7 protein-coding genes are annotated in these 17,603 nt (G+C 62.5%); 5 read left to right on the top strand and 2 right to left on the bottom strand.

What is annotated here, in order from left to right; all coding sequences use genetic code 11:
* Positions 1-207: 207 nt before the first annotated feature.
* Positions 208-405, bottom strand: coding sequence for a hypothetical protein (locus DL238_RS07390; protein WP_115491666.1), 198 nt, complete (start codon positions 403-405; stop codon positions 208-210).
* Positions 406-1,085: 680 nt separating this feature from the next.
* On the opposite strand from DL238_RS07390, the gene DL238_RS07385 reads away from it, so the two are divergent.
* Genes DL238_RS07385 through DL238_RS07365 form a run of 5 tightly spaced genes read left to right on the top strand, consistent with a single transcriptional unit; the run spans position 1,086 to position 14,391 of the window.
* Positions 1,086-2,294, top strand: coding sequence for a ComEC/Rec2 family competence protein (locus DL238_RS07385; RefSeq protein WP_115491665.1), 1,209 nt, complete (start codon positions 1,086-1,088; stop codon positions 2,292-2,294).
* Between the two features lies 1 nt (position 2,295).
* Positions 2,296-6,867: a DUF6603 domain-containing protein gene (locus DL238_RS07380; protein ID WP_115491664.1), complete on the top strand. Its 4,572-nt coding sequence runs from the start codon at positions 2,296-2,298 to the stop codon at positions 6,865-6,867.
* Complete coding sequence (locus tag DL238_RS07375; RefSeq protein ID WP_115491663.1) at positions 6,864-9,164, top strand: hypothetical protein; 2,301 nt, start codon at positions 6,864-6,866, stop codon at positions 9,162-9,164. Before DL238_RS07380 ends, DL238_RS07375 begins: the two co-directional genes overlap by 4 nt.
* Entirely contained in the window at positions 9,161-12,772 is a 3,612-nt protein-coding gene (locus tag DL238_RS07370; RefSeq protein WP_115491662.1) for a hypothetical protein, read from the top strand. The genes DL238_RS07375 and DL238_RS07370 overlap by 4 nt, the downstream gene beginning before the upstream one ends.
* Positions 12,773-12,792: 20 nt before the next feature.
* Positions 12,793-14,391 (top strand): hypothetical protein, encoded by a 1,599-nt coding sequence (locus DL238_RS07365; protein WP_115491661.1) that lies wholly within the window; start codon positions 12,793-12,795, stop codon positions 14,389-14,391.
* A 350-nt stretch (positions 14,392-14,741) separates the two neighbouring features.
* Here the strand turns inward: DL238_RS07365 and DL238_RS07360 are convergent, their stop codons facing one another.
* Positions 14,742-17,528, bottom strand: coding sequence for a TonB-dependent receptor domain-containing protein (locus tag DL238_RS07360; RefSeq protein ID WP_115491660.1), 2,787 nt, complete (start codon positions 17,526-17,528; stop codon positions 14,742-14,744).
* Positions 17,529-17,603: the final 75 nt, after the last annotated feature.

Raw genomic sequence — 17,603 nt, 5'->3', positions numbered from 1 at the left:
CGCAACGCTAATTCCAGATAATTGCGCGACAGTAAGCACAGGCAGACCACTTCGAACCAAATCCGTAATCACGCTGTGACGGAGCACGTAAGCAGTGGTCTCAACCGGAAGATTAACTTCTATCGCGGCTAACTTAACCGGTTTCTTCCAACTATCCTTGTTCCAAGGCCGTATCGAGCTTTGGGGTATCGACTTGGTACTCGGTGATCATCGGCAGCTCTGGTCACCGAACGTCATGCTCATGACACGTGGGAAGTCGGAACCCGGCCAACCGTCCCACGACATTTCCAGGCCCGCCTGTGATCCTACAGTGTAGAAGATCAGATGGAGGCGCTCGCCGTTGCGCGAATAGCTACGACCGCTGATCGTGCATTTCTGGCCAACCTTGATCGCCTCGATGTCCACTGGGTCGGCTTGTTCAATGCGACCGGGCCCTCGTCAACTTCGCGAAGCAGCCGAGTCCTTATCCGCCTGCGCGATACATCCTGTAGGAACGCTGCCGATGCAGGATCCGTGGCGAGATCATAATTTCATCGATAAAGTCCAGATCGAAGTGAGCCTCGTTTATAGCAATTACCAAGAGCCGGTCTCCATTCCAGTGAAAGGTCGCCCGAGTAAACACTGGCGAACCATAGATTCCGAGTCACGTCGAAGTCTCCTGATCGACTAATCATCTTAGGTAACGCAAAGGATACATGATCACTGCCTCTCTGAATGCTGAGCCTTGATGATCCAAAGAAAATGTTTTTCCAACATCGTCTTGCAATATTTCGCGAAGAAACTTTTTTTGGGTATCGCGTGCAAATTCGCAGGGCATAACCGAAATGGGCATTGCGGAGGGCCGGATCCAACTCCGAATCCACGGGCCCCGACACGCCTCCCCTCCCACTTCTGTCTCAAGCATGCGGAACGGCGCGCCATAACGGTCGAAGACAAGTCGAGATACTATCTATAGCGGCTATTTTCTTGCGAATTGGCGATTGCCTATCAGAATTCGCGGTGCTAGCTCGACACTATAGATCGCGCCATTTGATTCTAGGCGCGATTTTTGACGAACAGTATTGCGATGCCTTGCCCGATCGTATGTGCCGGGTTCGGGTGGGAGGGCGGACGAACTGGCCGAGTTTCGCTTCTATTTCGTCGACATGGGGCAAGGCGACTGCACGATCATCCGCAGCCCGACGGGCCATGTCTATGTGGTCGATTGCGGCAGTGTGGGCGATCTCAATGCGGGCACTTTCACCGGCGCGGGCACCACGATGCGAGCCTGGTCGGGCGGCAATCCTGTCACAGTGATTCTTACCCACCCCGACCGCGATCATTACAACCAGTTGCTCTCCCTGCTGTACTGGGGTCTCGGCGGCAACAATGTGAATGCGGACCACATCTACTTCAGTATGTCCAACGGGCCCGCAAGCCCGCTCGGCCACTATTCGCAGACCGCCCTGGCGGCGAACCTGGGGTTCATCGGCAATCCGCCGCTCACCGAAGTGACGATCAATGCAGGCGTTCAGCAGCTACAGACCTGGACCAACGCCAATGCCTATACGGCACCCGCCCCGCCAGTCGCGCTCCCCGCTGGCGTCCTGGAGCTGGCGCAGGGTCCAGCGGTCCCTGGGGTAGGCGGTCATGCCGCATGGAGCCTGCGGATCGTCGCGGGCAACGTGCCCGCGGCCACTGCCACCTGGACCGACGTGTCCAATTCAGCGAGCCTCATGGTGGTTGCGCAGATCGGCGCCGAGAAGGTCGTCATCACCGGCGACGCCACGCAAACGACGATGGACTACGTGCGGCTCAACCATGCCGCGCAGGTGCAGGATGCCGAGATATTCCAGGTGCCGCACCACGGCAGCCTTACAGGTCTGCCCACCGCCGCCCAGCGCAATCTGTTCAACCCCCGGCAGGCGCTCATCAGCGTGGGAATTCTTACCGACGGTCACAAGCTGCCGCGCTTCAACGTGATCACGGCATGGCAGGGAGCCGGGCGTATTGGGGCACATGCGCAAGTCGTCGACTACTTCATGGATTCCACCCAGGTCCTCGGATACAATACCCATCAAGCTCTTGCCGCCATCCTGACCGGACCCTGGGCGCCCTATCCAACGCTGAGCAACACATCAGGAACCTTCCACTGGTTGCAAAATCCGGCAAATGCGGGTCCGGGCGCGGCGAACACCGGCTTTTACGGCTTTACCAACAACGGCTACTTCCTGTTTCGGCAGGTCATCGCTCAGGACATCCTCGAAACGGGCATTATCGCCGGCCGGATCGAAACCTGGCTTGACGGCCTCTAAGATGGATATCGCGACCCTCAAGACTCTGGTGCGGGCTGGCCTTTCGGGGGCGTCGTACAGTCTCGATATCGCAACGCTGAATTCCGCGGCGCTGACCACGCTGGCAAGCGATTACCTCGCCCATGGCCACCTGGCGCTGACACCCGCCGCGACGCCCTTCACAGAAACTGTCGATTCGATCACCGTTCACGGGCGGGGGATCGACCGGCCTTTCGCGGCGATGACCGTTGCCGCCACCTTCACACTCGATGGGTCGGGCGAGGCGCAACTGCAACTTGTCGCCACCGGCGATGCGAGCTGGCGGTTCGACAAGGCCTTTGCCCAGTTCGAAGGCAACCTGGGCGCCGATCTGCCGTTTACCGGTACGCCGAGCATGATGCTGACTTCGGCCAGACCGACCATCGCCTTTGCCGGTACGCTCGATTTCAGCAGTCTGTCGGGCGGGCTCAAGGCACTGCTCGGACTGACCACCGAAGATCTTTCCGGCGACCTTGCCATGACCAAAAACGGCACGCTGCTGACCAGCTTCAAGCTGGTTGGACCGGCGCTGACCGGGATCAATCTTTTCATCGCCACCAATATCACGGTCGGCTTCGGGATGGACGCCTATTCGCTGCCGGTCCCCGGCGGCGGCGATCCGCCCCTGCTGCCCTATGTCAAGCTGGGGGCAGACATCCCCTTCCAAGCATCGGGCCGCAATTACAGCCTGCCGCTATCGGTCCAGGCGACGTCGCTCACCGCGCCGATCCGTTTCGACGCGAACCTGACCGACGTGATAGATGCCACGCTGAGCGAACTTGCAACGCTCGTGGGCGGGGCCGACCTCGGCTCTACCCTGCCGCCGCCGGGTACGATGACCCCGGGCAATTCGCTCGCGCTGACCGACCTCTACATGGACGTAATGCCCGACGGTTCGGCGGTCAGTGCCATCGGCCTTACCGTGAAGAGTGAGGCGACCTGGGACGTCGTCACCATTCAGAGCACCAACAAGGTGCTGCAGGCGCACGACCTGTTCCTCGCCTTCGCGGTCGCCACGCCTTTCAGCGCGCCTTTTCCATCGCTGATCTTCGGCGGCACCTTCGCGATCACGCCCAAGGCAGATCTCAAGCTGACCGCCTTCTACCCGAACTTCACGGTCAGCGGTTATCTGGCCGACGGTTCGAAGATCGTCCTGAGCGAATTGATCGAGGAATTCGTCGGCCCGGTGCAGGGCCTGCCCGATCTCGCAATCGACCAGCTGAGCTTCTCCGCCGCCAGCGCCAACTACCATTTTTCGGTCGATGTGGTCGGCTTCTGGGCGATCAATACCGGAGTCAACCTAGGGCTGGTGGTGGACCAGTTGGGCTTCGAAATCGGCTACACCGGCGGCAATGTGGAAGCGCATCTCAGCGGCACCTTCACCGTCGCGTCAGTCGACCTTGAGGTGCGCGCGGATTACTCGACTGGCGAGGCTTGGACCTTCACGGGCAAGACCGGCGAGGGGCAGTCGATTCCGATCGGCGAGTTCGTCACCTACGCAGCAAAGACTTTCAACGTCGGCGAACCGCCCAAATGGGTGCAGGACACCACGGTCAAGGACATAGCTACCAGCCTCAACACCAAGACCAAGGATTTCGCCTTCGGCATAACGGGCGATATCCCGCTCGGCGCCGACATGCTGGAGATCAGGCTCGGCTTCGCGATGACGTCGGTGACCGGCGGCTATCGCAAGGATCTGACGGGGACGGTCGATGTAGCAGGCAATATCTTCATCATCGATTTCACCACTTCTCCTTCGGACACGGCGATCTCGGCAAGCTGGAGCGCCAAGACCCCGGCCGATTATCTCGAATTCGCGACCATTGCCGGGGCCTTTGCGCCCAAGGCCGACATCCCCGAACTGCCCGCGGGGCTCACTCTCTCGATCAAGGAAATCGGCCTCACCTACGATTTCACGCTCAAGAGCCTGACGCTGACGATGGCCTCGGCGAGCTACGGCAACGCGGTGTTCGTTGCCTATCACGATATGACGGCGAACAAGTGGGTGTTCTATTTCGGCGTCGCCATCGACAAGCCGCTCGACCTCTCGAACCTGCCGGTGCTCAACCACGTCCTGTCCAGAGACGAGAAGATCGACGTGCGCGATATGCAGGCGCTTATCGCCTCCTCGGCGCTCGACCCGTCTGTCCCCGCGCAGCAGGCCGAAATCGCGGCGATCAATGCCAAGATCCCGGCAAACTATCCGACGCTGCCCGGACAGGGCCTGCCCGGACAGGTGGCGCTCTCCGCCGTGATCGATTTCGGCGGCAACACCTATCCGCTGTCGATCGGCACTCCTGCGGCGGCAGATGCCGTCACCTCGCCCTCCACCGGTCGCGCGGGTGCAGCGAGTGGTCCCAATGCGGGCACCGTCCCCGCGCCACAGGCTGCCGCCGACGGCACCAGTTGGTTCAATATTCAGAAGAGCTTCGGCCCGGTCACTTTCCAGAAGGTGGGCGTGCGCTATCAGGAAAGCGTGCTGTGGTTCGTCATTGATGCGTCGATGACCGCGGCTGGGCTCGACATCGGGGTGCAGGGGCTGGCGGTGGGATCGCCGCTGTCGAGTTTCGACCCGCATTTCCATATCGACGGACTGGGCATCGACTATACCAGCACGGCTTTCAGCATCGGGGGAGCCTTCGTCAATTTCCCGCCAGTGGCCCCGGTCACACGCGAATTCGGCGGCATGCTGATGGTCCAGGCCGAAGGTTTCGGTGCCACCGCCATGGGCGGCTATGCCGAGTTCTCCGGTCAGACTTCGATGTTCGTCTTCTCCAGCATCGATGCGTTGATCGGCGGCCCGCCCTATTTCCTGGTCAACGGCCTGTGTGGCGGCTTCGGCTACAACAATTACCTGCGCATCCCGGCGCAGGACGAAGTGTTCCAGTTCCCCTTTGTTGCGGCGCTGTCGGACCCGGCGGTGCTCGGCCCCAAGCCCACGCCGCTGATCGTGCTGCAGAAAGTCATGGGGGGCAGCAATCCATGGGTCCGGCCCTCGGCGGGCGATTTCTGGCTTGGCCTCGGCATCAAGTTCTCTACCTTCGAAGTCATCAATTCGACCGCCCTGCTGATCGGCGAATTCGGCAACCGTTTCGAGTTGGCGCTGATCGGCCTGTCCAAGGGCCGCTTTCCGATGGCCGGGCCAGAGGTCTACGCCTATATCGAGCTTCAGCTGGAAGCCGTGTTCGATCCCACCGACGGCTTCTTTTCGGTCTCAGCGGTGCTTTCGCCGAATTCCTACCTGCTCGATACCAATTGCAAGCTGACCGGCGGGGCCGCTTTCGAAGTCTGGTACCCGCCCAGCGGCCATGCCGGGGACTTCGTCGTCACCGCAGGCGGCTACAGCCCCTATTTCACCGTCCCCGATCACTATCCCAAGGAGCCGCGGATCGGCTTCCGGTGGTCGATCGGGGACACGGTAACGCTGTCCGGGGGGCTTTACTTCGCCATTACCCCGGCCGCGCTGATGGCGGGTGGCCAGCTCGGCGTGACCTATCAGGCGGGCAATCTGAAGGCGTGGTTCGATGCACACGCCGATATCATTGCCTGGTACAATCCGTTCCGCTTCATCGCCGATATCGGCGTGACGGTGGGCGCTTCGTACAAGGCCGATCTCCTTCTGTGTTCGAAGACCTTCACCGTCGAGCTGGGTGCCGATCTCACCTTGTGGGGACCGCCGACGGGCGGAGCGGTTACAGTCCACTGGTACATCATTTCCTTCACGGTCGAGTTCGGTTCCAAATCGGGCGGGGGCGCGCTCGACAATCAGGACTGGGGCACCTTCACCCAAGTACTGCCGCCGCCTGGCAATGTCGTAAGCATCACCGCCGCCGCCGGGATGCAGGCGGCGGCTCCGCTCGCCGACCAGACGCTGGCGCGCAATGCGAGCGAGGCTTCGGCGCAGCCGGTACAGCCGTGGCTCGTGCATCCCGACGCCTTTACCTTCACAGCCGATTGCAAGATTCCATTGAGCGAACTCTATATCGGCGATGACACGGCCCCCTTCGCCAGCGGTAGCCAGCTCACCATCAAGCCGATGCAGGCGCAGGGGTCCTCTTTCACGCGTCTCAAGGTCATCGAGCAGGCGAGCCAGCAAAATGTGCTCGATGCGACCTGGACGGTCGAGGCGCGCAGCGGCGATGTTCCGGTGGCGCTATGGGGCGCGGGCCGCAACGACACGCTGCCGACGGGTAGCGGACTGGTGCAGAACCAGCTTTCGGGCCTGCGCATCACGGTGCCGCCCGCCCAGCTCGGCCCGGGAACGGGCGCGATCAGCGTCAGCGACGATCTGCAATACGATCCGCTCCAGCCCGGGCCCAATCCGCTGCGTGCCGGACTTCCGCCGGTCGGCCCGATGCCGCACCTGTCCACCACCGCACTCGCCGATATCGGCAAGATCATGGACCAGCCGGTACTCGATGCGCGCAACGCGATCCATGCGACCTTTGCCGAGCTCGATCTGGCCGAGGTCGCCAACGGATCGCTGGCGGCGATGCAGGCAGGGGCCGGGGCGATATTCGTGGACGAACCGCTCGAGATCGGAACGCAGGCATGACCGGCACCACACTCAATCCGGGCGAGATCGCCTTCCACGACAATTACCTGCCCTCGCTCGCCGACGGCACGTATACGATCAGCGCCAGCTCGGGCATCACCGGGATCGATACCGGCACCTACTTCGACAATCCGGTGACCCAGAACTTCGAGGTGCGCGGGCCGCAATTTTCGCTGCCGTCGACGGAGGTGCATAGCGTCTACCCGCCGGACAACGGCAATTCGACATATGGGCAATATCTGCCCAATGTCGTCCTCTCCCGGCGCGTTCTGCCGTGGGTGCGGCACACCGACCCGACCGATCGCACCGTGCCGTGGCTGTGCCTGCTTGCATTCCGCGAAGGCGAGCTTGCGCTCGATCCGCAGACCAACAAAACCTTCCTGACCAGCACGGTGAGCGAGTTCCTCGGGCCCGAAGCCGACGTCCTGAAGCCCGAGATCGACCCGGCCCGACTGCCCGACGACATCAAGCAGTCCTCCTGCAACCACATCCGCGTGACCGCACCGGTGTTCAAGATGCTGGCGCCCAAGCTGGGCGAGCTCAAATATCTCACCCATGTGCGCGAGGTCGATGTTTCCGACCAGGCTTTCATGCGGTTGGACGAGGCAGGCTGGTTCTCGGTGGTGACCGGCAATCGCTTGCTGACGAGCACGGGACCGCGCGGGACGCGCTACGTCGTCCATCTCGTTTCGTTCGAAGGGTATTACTCGCTGCTCAAAGACCAGGCGCAGTGGCCGAAAAAGCCGTCGAACCCGGCCGAGGACAAGGACATCGCGCTGGTCTCGCTCTACAACTGGACCTTCCTTTCGCAGACCGACCCGCTCGATTTCCGCCAGCTGGTGGAAAATCTCGCCGAGCCGGGCCTCGACAATGCGGATGAATTGCTGCTGCGCCGCAAGATTGCCGCGCCTGCTCCGTCGGCGAACCCGGCGATGCAGGCCACGCTCGACCGGCTGGCGCATGGCTATGTTCCGCGCAGCTGGCAGACCGAACAGGGAGAGCGGACCTACGCCTGGTACCGCGGCCCGCTGACGCCCACGATCGCGCAGCCGCTACCGGTGCCTAGCGAGGGTTATCACGCGCCCTCCTCGGATGCGCGGATGATCTACGATCCCGATAATGGCATATTCGATCACAGCTATTCCGCCGCTTGGTCGATCGGACGCGCGCTGGCGCTGGCAGATGGCCCCTTCAGCCAGGCACTGCTGCGCTATCGCCGGTCGTCCAGCCGATTGCTCGGCCGGCTGATGGACCGCCTGCACGATGCGGGCGAGGCGAGCACCGCAGATCTTTCCGCGGTGGTCAAAAGCGGGGCCGTGCGCGATGTTTTCCGCGACGTCGTCAACACTTCGCTCGGCACCGCGGTGGGGGCGTTGAAGGAGGGCATGTTCGGCGAACCCGTCGGCGCGCTGCCACCTGCCGTGCCGCCCGATCCGGTGCAGAACGCGAAGGACTTTCTCGCTGAACCGGCAGTGCAGGCCTTTCTGGCCGAGGAGGTGCAGGACGACCTGCTTCCAGTGGCCGAATGGCTGGCGCACAAGCAGTTGCTCTACGACATTCCATTTAACCATTTCGTGCCCGATCAGCTCGCATTGCCGGTGGAATCACTGCGTTTCTTCTACGTCGACCCCGCCTGGCAGAGGGCACTGATCGATGGCGCGCTGAGCATCGGCATGACCTCTTCGAAGGACACGTTCTTCACCCAGACGATGCGCGGCGTGATCGACCAGGCGATCACTGCCGAAGCAATGGCGATCCGGAACCGGTTGCTCGGCGCGGCGGTCGGCGACCACGAAGGCAGCGGCCCGGACGAAGCGATGACCGGCATACTGATCCGCTCGGCCGTCGTCAGCGGCTGGCCGGGATTGCAGCTAAGAGGCTTTAAGGGCGATTCTGCCAAGACTCCGCTCAAGCTGCTGCGTCTCGATCGGCTTTCGGGCAATGTGCTGCTGGCGCTGTTCCTCGACGTGCCCGACGTGGTGATGCTCGCCGAACCGCAACAGGGCCTGTGTTTCGGGCTGGAGGACGGCAATGTGATCGATCTGCGCCAGCTCGCCGATCCGCCGGGCAGGCCCACCGGCACCAGCATGCCTGCCGTCTTTCGCGGCGTTCCGGGCGCGGCGGACGATTCGGTGCTCAATGTCAACGAGGGTTCTGCGGCCATGGTGCCGACGATGGAAAGCGCGGGCTATCTGGGCAGCGCCATCGGACCGGGGCAGTTCGCCATGGAAATGGTCAAGTCGCCCGAGGCGATATCCTTCCGCATGGATGTGGGACGCGGGAGCGCGCAAGAATGACACAGACCCCCTTGCTCGTCCCGGTCCAGCTGCATGCGCTGGTGGTCAACGACATGGTCCGCAAGGGCCAGAACTTTCAGCGCTGGCGGATGAACTACCGCAATCTGGAGAATTTCGGCTCGCCCATGCCGGCCGCCTTCAGCGATAATACCGCCGCCCACTGGAACAACGAGCCCGAGGCGAACGGCATCTACCTCCACTGGCTGTTGCCGCGCGCGCTCCGCCACGGGATGCAGGATGCGGCCACCAGCAGCACGCGCTATCCACTGGTGCCCAATCGCTGGCTGGTCACGCGGACTTCGGGCGAGCTCGATTCAAGGCAGGTGGCCGCCTGGGTCGTCGAAAGCGATTTCCTCGATCCAAACGAAGGTACCACGCCCTATATCGATCCGGGCAGCCCGCAGCAGCTCAAGGTCACCAATATCGGCCGTGCCGTGCCGCTCGACCAATGGAGCGAGAGCGGGGCGCCGATGTTCCTAGACGCAACCGGCCCGGGCGATGTGACATTTTCCGCCTTCCAGCCCTATGGCGAAAACGTCTTCTCCTTCCACGATCCGCTGACCGAGGTGGGCGCGGGTACCGTAAGCTACCTCGTGTCCGGCTGGTATTCGGACCCGGCGAAGGATGTGCTTGCCGGGGTCGTCGACAAGGCTGGGTTCGATGCTCGGCTGGCGGAACTTGGCTGGACGATCGATCCGCAACCGACCGATGTCTGCAATACCTCGCTTTATACCGGGGCCAGCAATGCGATCGGCTGGGATCCGGCCGGGCCCATCCCGCAGTCGGACCGGCCCGATACCGCAACGCTGGCGGTCGGCAACAGCTCGATCGATGCGCTGACCGCGCTGATCGGCGATCAGGCAGTGGGAAACGAAAAAATCCATGCCCGGTTGCTCGAGGCGTTCCAGTATAATCTTCTGCCGGTGCTCGACCAGCCGAACGGGCCGCTGCTGCTCGACAGGGCGATCCACAAGGCATGGTACGGCACAGCCAATGCCCGGTTCGCATGGCAGATCATCCGCGAGCCGGACGATCCGCAGAGCACGCCGGGCGCGCCCGATTATCCCGACACGCCGGTCGACTGGGACGATCCCAACCTTTCGCCCGATTGGCTGGGGACGCTCAATCGCGACCAGCAGGCGCTCGATCTCTCGGCCATGAGCCTGCAGGCCTTGCAGGCACGTCTCTACGACCTGTGGTGGACTGCGGGGTTGTTCGAGTTCCTTCCGCCCACGCAGCAGCGGGCACTGGCTGCAGAGGATTCGCGCTTCAGCATCGCCCGGTTCGACCGGGAACTCGATCCGGCCAATCCCGGCGGCCTTGCCGCGATCGTGGTCGAGCAAGCCAGACTGGTCGAAACCGCGGCGGGTAAGGTTCCGACAGGTGCAACCCAGGAAGAGCTCGATACCGCCGCGCGCAAGTTCGCCGCCGCGCGCGGTTTGCCGGAGGGCTATCGCCTCAGACGCTTCAACAGCAATGCCTTCTACAAGCCGAACGACCCGGTCGTGCTGGTTGCCGGGGCGAAGTCGGGCGATTTGCTTCTGGAACGCGAGACGCTCGCCTGCCGCGTTGCCGGACAACTGGTCAGCGGCTTGGAATACGCGCAGACGACACGAGTGAATGTCGCCGCAATGCAGGGCACAATTCCAGTGCCCGATCTGACGCGCGTTCCGATCGTGATGCCCGCATTGTTCGACGAAGCCTTCTTCCTCGACGCGGCAAGCGCCACGATGATTGCCTCAACCGCGCTGCATGATCCCGCCCAACCGGTGATCGATGCCCTCGCGAAGCAGATCGGCGAGTGCAAAGACATGATCGGGACCTTGCCCGAAATAGCTCGCCCCCCGTGGCAGCAGCCGTGGATCCCGATGTTCCTGATGTGGAAGGTCCAGTTCTACCCGATCGCGCACGATCGGGACGGTGCTGATAACTGGACGTTCGATGGCGAAGAATACCGGCTGACCGATCCCGATCTGCCTGCCGCGAGTCCCAAATTCTTCGACCTGTCGGGCACCACGCTTCTCACGCCGCAAGCGCGCTTCAATTTCCGCCGCCGGCTGGAGGATTTCCAGGTCCGCCACCCCGATCTCGACTCCACAGAGCTGTCCGCGCTCGATACATTTATCGAGGACACCGACGGCTGGGATTTCCTTTCGCAGACGCTCGACGGGTTCAACCATTTGCTGTTGCGCCGCGATGGCGAGGCCAACCGCGTTCCGGCCAGCGATTCCCCAATCGGCAAGCTGATCGGTGACGAACATGGTTTCGTGCCCGTCCTCGGCCCGGTGCCGCAGCCGTTTCGGGGCTGGCCGACGAGCGATTTCCAGCAAATGCGGTCCGGCCAGTTCTGTTTCGAGCGGCTCGCGGTCGTCGATCTGTTCGGACAGTCGATCGAAGTGGTGAACTCCACCAATTACGAAAAGTTCGCGCCGGTGCGCAGCCCCGATCTGACCCCGCCGGTGCCGATCATGGCGCTGGGGCCGCAGCGTTTCATCCAGCTTTCTCCGCGAATCCTGCAGCCCGCGCAAATCCAGCTGAACTTCCTGTCGGCAACCGACGACAGCAAGATCGTGATCCAGAACAGCGGCACCAATCCCGTCTGCGCCTGGATCCTGCCCAACCACATCGACCGTGCGCTGTCGTGCTACGGTCCGGACGGAAATTTCGTCGGCGAACTGCGAGAGATCGTCGATGCAAATGGCGATCGGAAGGTTTCGTGGGATTTCGGCCCGGGCGTCGGCCAGGCCGATCTGGGCAAGCTGCCACATCTCAACGAAATGGTCGCAGGTCTGGTGAAGGCCGGGCCCGATGCCTTCGTCACATATTACCGGACCATCGACGAAACGCTCTGGACCATCGATCCGCTCGGCGCGCGGAGCGATCAGAACCTGTCCGTGCTGGTCGGACGTCCGCTGGCGATGGTGCGGCTGGCGGTCGATTACGACCTTGCCGGCATGCCCATGACCGATCCGTCATGGCAATGGACCTTCGGGGCCGCGCCGCCGGAATTCCTCGGCTACACGTTCCCCGTCCGGCTGGGCGAGGTGGCGCTGCGCGATGACGGACTGATTGGCTATTTCACCGGGGACGACTATTCGCGTTTCAACGCCGTGCGCCTGCCCGATGGTGGCATGGTCCCGCTCAATTCGGATTACGTCCGCGCGATCGAGCCGGGCAATTTCCTCGACCTGTCCTTCGCTCGATCTTCCAACGCGGCGGTCACCATGCTGGTCGATCCGCGCGCGCCGGTCCACGCGACCACGGGGATCCTCCCGCAGGTGGAAGTGAGTATCGACGAGAAATTCGTCGAACCCGCCCTCGCGGCGATGAACGTGACGTTCCACGCCGGCCCGCTGCTGTCTCGCACCACCACGGTCGCTGCGGTAGGGCCGCCGGGCACGCCGGTCGATCCACTCGCGACGAATACTTCGGTCATCCTGCCGCTGCCGTCCGAACGCAACGGAACCTGGGACTGGCTGCAGTTCGACGGCAAGGAATGGGAGGCCTTCGACCTACAGCAGAGCGATCAGCTGGCCGATTTTTCCAATGACAACGCACAATTGCGCAGCGGTCTGATGCGGCTGCGCGGAGCCATCGACAAAACCTGATCCGGAAGGGGAGAAGCATCGTGACGCATATCGACAACGTAGGCAACGAAGGCCTGCTTTCCTACGGGATCACCACCAATCCTTCACCGCTCCAGGTCAGCCCGGCTTCAGGCAGCCCGTCGATGTCGTCGCTCGTCTTCGTTGTGTCGAACAACACGACCAGGGCCATCTATTGCCAGAAGATCGAATTCGAAATCCAGCTAGGGGATGACCCGCAGCAATTGACCGGCGATGCTTCCGGGATCCTCGTCAGCTGCAACCCCTCCAATACGTGGCGGATCTCGCAGATCGGAACGACCGGACTGTTCGTCGCCACCCCGATCAAACCGGAGGATGAGGAGATCACGGTCGAGGGGTTGAGCTTCCAGATCTACAACATCCCGGTCAACAAGGCGATGGGGACCACCACCATCCATGCCTACGAGACCAGTTCGACCCAAAGCGGGAGCGGCTTCGAACAGCGCGACAACAGCTTCGATCTGGTCAAGTTTCCCTACGGTTTCTACGTCGGCAACTTCGCTGCATCCAAGCCGATGGTGCGCAACGGCGAGCAGGTGACGCTAAGCTGGAACGGTTCCGATATCGCAACCTATACGATCATCTACGACGACAAGGTGGTCAACGTCACAAACGTGCGTAGCTGGACCTCGCCCCCGCTTACCCACGCCACCACCTTCCAGCTGAAGGCGAGCGTGCAGCAAGAGGGTGAGACGGTGGATACCTACCTCTCCGTTACCGTAATGGTCGCAGAGCCGGATATCGCCGCCAATTCGCTGCAGGTGCTCAAGACATCGAAGCTCGAAGGCGACGTTGCTGCCGGAGCTACGCTGACGGTTGCAGGCGCCGCCGTACTGGGTTCCACGCTGGGTGTGGCAGGCACTGCGACGTTGGCCGATGCGACTGCAAATTCTCTCAGGGTCGCCAACGCCGCCACGCTCGGCTCGCTCGCGGTCGGCGGAGGTGCCAGGGTCACTGGCGGAGCAACGCTGGACGGCTTAACGGTTAACGGCAATGCCGTGATCAACGGCAATGCTGCGATGGCATCGGCCAATGTCGCTGGCGCCGTGAGCATGATGAAGGGCGGTACACTGCTTTATAGAGGCACGAGGAAGGATTCGGTCTGGCTGCGGCCGCAAACCGACGGCTTCCTGGTCGCGCAGGTGTACTGGCCGAACGATATTACAAAGATGTCGATCGCCATGGTCAATATCTATGCCGCCGGTACCTGGTTCTCCCAGACCGGTGGCAGTGTGGGTACGTTCGGGCGGGCGTGGAGCTCGGCGATGCAGACCAATGCCAATGTCGCCTGTGTCCCGGTCCGTCAGGGAGAATCCTGCGCCTACGGCGTCGTCCAGGGCAAGGACAATCAGCAGGATTCCGATGCTGCGATCTATTGGTTTCCCCTCGGCGCGGGGAACGCGAGCCAGTCGATCGTGGAAATGGACGAGCGCCCCGAGGGGGTGGAGGATCCGCCACGCATCCCCACCGATTTCGCCCAGGCAGAAGCCGGGCGGATTGAACAGGCCAACGAATTCGTGAGCCAGCTGGCGGACACCCTCGGTACGAAGGTCCCCGACGTGCAGCGGGCCGAGCTGGCGATGCGGCTGGCGCGGATTTAGCCCTGCTCCGAGGCGGCAACGATTGCGTCGGGGCTTCTGCTTCAGGGGAAGGCCCGCCTTCGAATAACTCAGTTCATCGCGAACTCTGGAAAATCCGACGATCCTGCCCCGCGGTACTCCGCGCCTCGAAGGTGCGGTTGCTATGCTCGACCAGAAGTGGTGCGCCAAAGGAAATGAAAAGGGGCACTCAGATCACTCGATGAAACTGCGTCCGGACATCGCACCAACCCTGTCGGTTCCAGTGGCGGACTGTGGTGTCCGAAGGGGGAGCGAATAGCGGTCTCGCCTCGCACAAAGGAAGAGGGCCCGCAGCAGTGCTGCGAGCCCTCGCCCCTCAGTCTGTGGTCAGCTCAGAATTCGGCGGATAGCGAAAGCGCGAAGCTCGTGCCGACCTGGTAGCTGTTGACGTCGACGCGTCCCGTGTCGTTCTCGACAAATTCGAAACTGTCGGTCCCGGTCAGGTTGCGCGCCTCAAGCTTCAGTTCGAGCGGCACGCTCGCGATGTCGATGCCCTGGCGGTACACGAGGTCGAGGCGTGCGCCCGGCTTCTCGATGATGTCCGGCAGGCCGCCCGCGTTCTGGCCGAGGCGGCTGGTCACACGCTCGCTGGCGTAGGAGAACAGCAGCGTGATCTGGCTCAGCTTCTCGGTGTCTTCCATGCCGATCTGGATATTGGCGAGATGGTCCGACTGGCCGACCAGCGGATCGCCGTCACGGAACAGGCTCGTCGCCGCACGCGGGCTTGCGCCCACGCCGGTCACGAAGATGAAGGTCTCATCGTCCTCGTCGACCTGCAGTTCGGACTGCGTGTAGGTGTAGTTCGCGATCAGGAGCGCGCGCTTGTTTTCGAAAAACGAGCCGAGATCGTACAGATCGCGATTCCACTGCAGCTCGAATTCGGCGCCGTAAAGCTGCGCGGCCGGCGCGTTCGCGAAGCTGGTCGACTGGGTGTTGTCGGTGAACTGCGAGAAGGCCTCGATCGGGTTCTCGATATCCTTGTAGAAGCCCGCGAGCGAAATCCGGCTGTTCTGGTCGAAGTAGTATTCGGCGCGAACTTCCGCGTTGGTAAGCTCGCTGTCCTGCAGAGCCGGGTTGCCGGTGAAGGACCGCAGGCTTTCCGGATCGGTGTAGGACTGGAGCAGCAATTCGCGGAACTGCGGGCGCGCGATCGTCTTCGACACACTGGCGCGCACTTGCAGTCCATTGTCGAATTCGTAGGTGATCGTGCCCGAAGGCAGGAAATAGTCGTTTTCGATATTGGTCACCGCGCCGAGGTTCGGCTGGTTGGTGAAAATCTGCGCCGGGGAGACCGTCTGGGTCGCGTCTTCGTAGCGCACGCCCGCATCCACTGTCAGGCCTTCGAACAGCGAGAGATTGCCCTTGATGTATCCCGCAAGAATTTCGAGCCCCGCATCGAACGCCGGGGTATCCTCGGTCAGCTCGCGGAAGTCGACCGGCGAGTTCACGCCCGGACCGGCAAAGCCAGGCACGTTCGACCCCTCGATGATCGCAGGTGCAATCAACAGGTCGGGCCGCAGCAGGCCGATACCCGTGGGGAAGTTGCTCGGTGCGTCGAACTGGAACTCCCGACGCTCCGAATAACGCTCGGTATCGGTGTAGGCGCCGCCGATAGTGACCGAAACGATGTCGGCAATGGGAACGGTCAGGTCGGCGCCGCCATAATAGACCTTCTCGGTCAGGTCGGAGAAGGTGACGCTGGCCTGGCCTCCGGGCAGGTTGTTGTCGAGCGGGTTGACGAAGAAGTCGCCGAACGGATCGTTCGGATTGTTCGTCCTCACGTAGTCGAAGCGGTATTCGTAGGGGCTCTCCCGATCGGTCTGGGCAAAGCCGCCGCGCAGATCGAGATCGAACCCGTCGAATTCGAACTCGCCGACGATCTGCGAATCGATCAGCTGGCGTTCGAACCAGCCGGTGCGCTGGATCTTCTTGTCGAACCCGTCATTGCCCGAACCGACGATGATGCGGCCCTGGGTGAGCGAAGCCTGCTTCAGCACGTCACGGATGTAGAGGTTGGTCCAGCGGATCTGCTGATCCCCGAACTTGAGGCCGAACCCGAGCAGGCCGTTGGCGAGCACGCGGTTGTCGGTGACGAAACGCGAGAAATCTTCCGCCGGGGTCACTTCGGACTGGCGAACCGGGAGCTGCTGGAGCACGTTGCGGTTGCGCAGCGAGTTGCTGAGGTTGGCGGTGAAGATGATGCCGAGCTCGGCATCATCGCCGACGAAAAAGCTCGTCCCGCCCGTCAGGCCGCCCGAGAAGTTCGGACGAAGATCGTCGGTCTTCTGCAGAAGGATGAGGTTCGGGCGCGCCAGCGTGCTGGCGATGGCCTGGCGGTCGGTGAGGGGCAGCTCCTCAAGTTCGGTCGTGCCATTGAGATAGCTGTCGAGCGCGAGCGAGGCATCGCGCGTGCCGTCGTCGAAACCGAACCAGTCCCAGTCACTGCCGTAATAGAGCAAGCCGTCGCCGAAGGTCGTTTCGGTATCGCCGCTGACGCCAAAGCTCACTTCGAGGAAGCTCTCGTCCGGAATCGCCTGCGTCGTCAGGTTGATGACGCCGCCGCCGAATTCACCGGGGAAGTTGGCGGAGTACGACTTCTGAACCAGCGAGGACGCGATGATATCGGTCGGGAAAATGTCGAGCGGAACCACGCGGCTGAGCGGCTCGGGAGAAGGAAGCGGCAAGCCGTTCAGCAGCGCCAGCGAGTAACGATCTCCGAGGCCGCGAACGAAAACGCGGCCATTGCCTGCGTTGGACAAGCCGGTCACGCGGCTCAGCGCGCCGGCGATGTCGCCTTCGCCCGTGCGCGCGATGTCTTCGGTGCTCAGGACGTTGATGACCTGGGCCGAACTGCGCGTCACGTCGCGCGGCCCGCGTCGTCCGGTCACGGTGATGACGTTGCCACCGGGGATCGAGATGTCGACCTCGCCCTCGGGCTGGTCGGTCTGCTCCGGTTCCGAAGCCGGATCGATCGGCTCCTGAGCGGGAGTGTCGGTCTCCGGCTGCGACGCCGCATTGCCGGACGGGGCCGACCCCGTGCCTTGCGCGAATGCGACACCCGGGAAGGTGAGCGCGGTGGAGAGCAACAGCAGCCCTGCCAACTGCTTGCCGGTGGACATGGTAGAAGACCCCCTCATCATTAAGGTCCGTAAAAATGGTCGCAACCGGTCCAGCTTGGACCGGTCTCACGTGCT

Source organism: Alteriqipengyuania lutimaris, assembly GCF_003363135.1.
Lineage (GTDB): Bacteria > Pseudomonadota > Alphaproteobacteria > Sphingomonadales > Sphingomonadaceae > Alteriqipengyuania > Alteriqipengyuania lutimaris.
The sequence above is the reverse complement of the archived record's forward strand: the minus strand, read 5'-3'. Positions and strand labels throughout refer to the sequence as shown.

Excerpts from the sequence above, each read along its gene's own strand:
- DL238_RS07380 (WP_115491664.1), top strand. The coding sequence starts at position 2,296 with ATGGATATCGCGACCCTCAAGACTCTGGTGCGGGCTGGCCTTTCGGGG.
- DL238_RS07375 (WP_115491663.1), top strand. The coding sequence starts at position 6,864 with ATGACCGGCACCACACTCAATCCGGGCGAGATCGCCTTCCACGACAAT.
- DL238_RS07370 (WP_115491662.1), top strand. The coding sequence starts at position 9,161 with ATGACACAGACCCCCTTGCTCGTCCCGGTCCAGCTGCATGCGCTGGTG.
- DL238_RS07360 (WP_115491660.1), bottom strand. The coding sequence starts at position 17,528 with ATGTCCACCGGCAAGCAGTTGGCAGGGCTGCTGTTGCTCTCCACCGCG.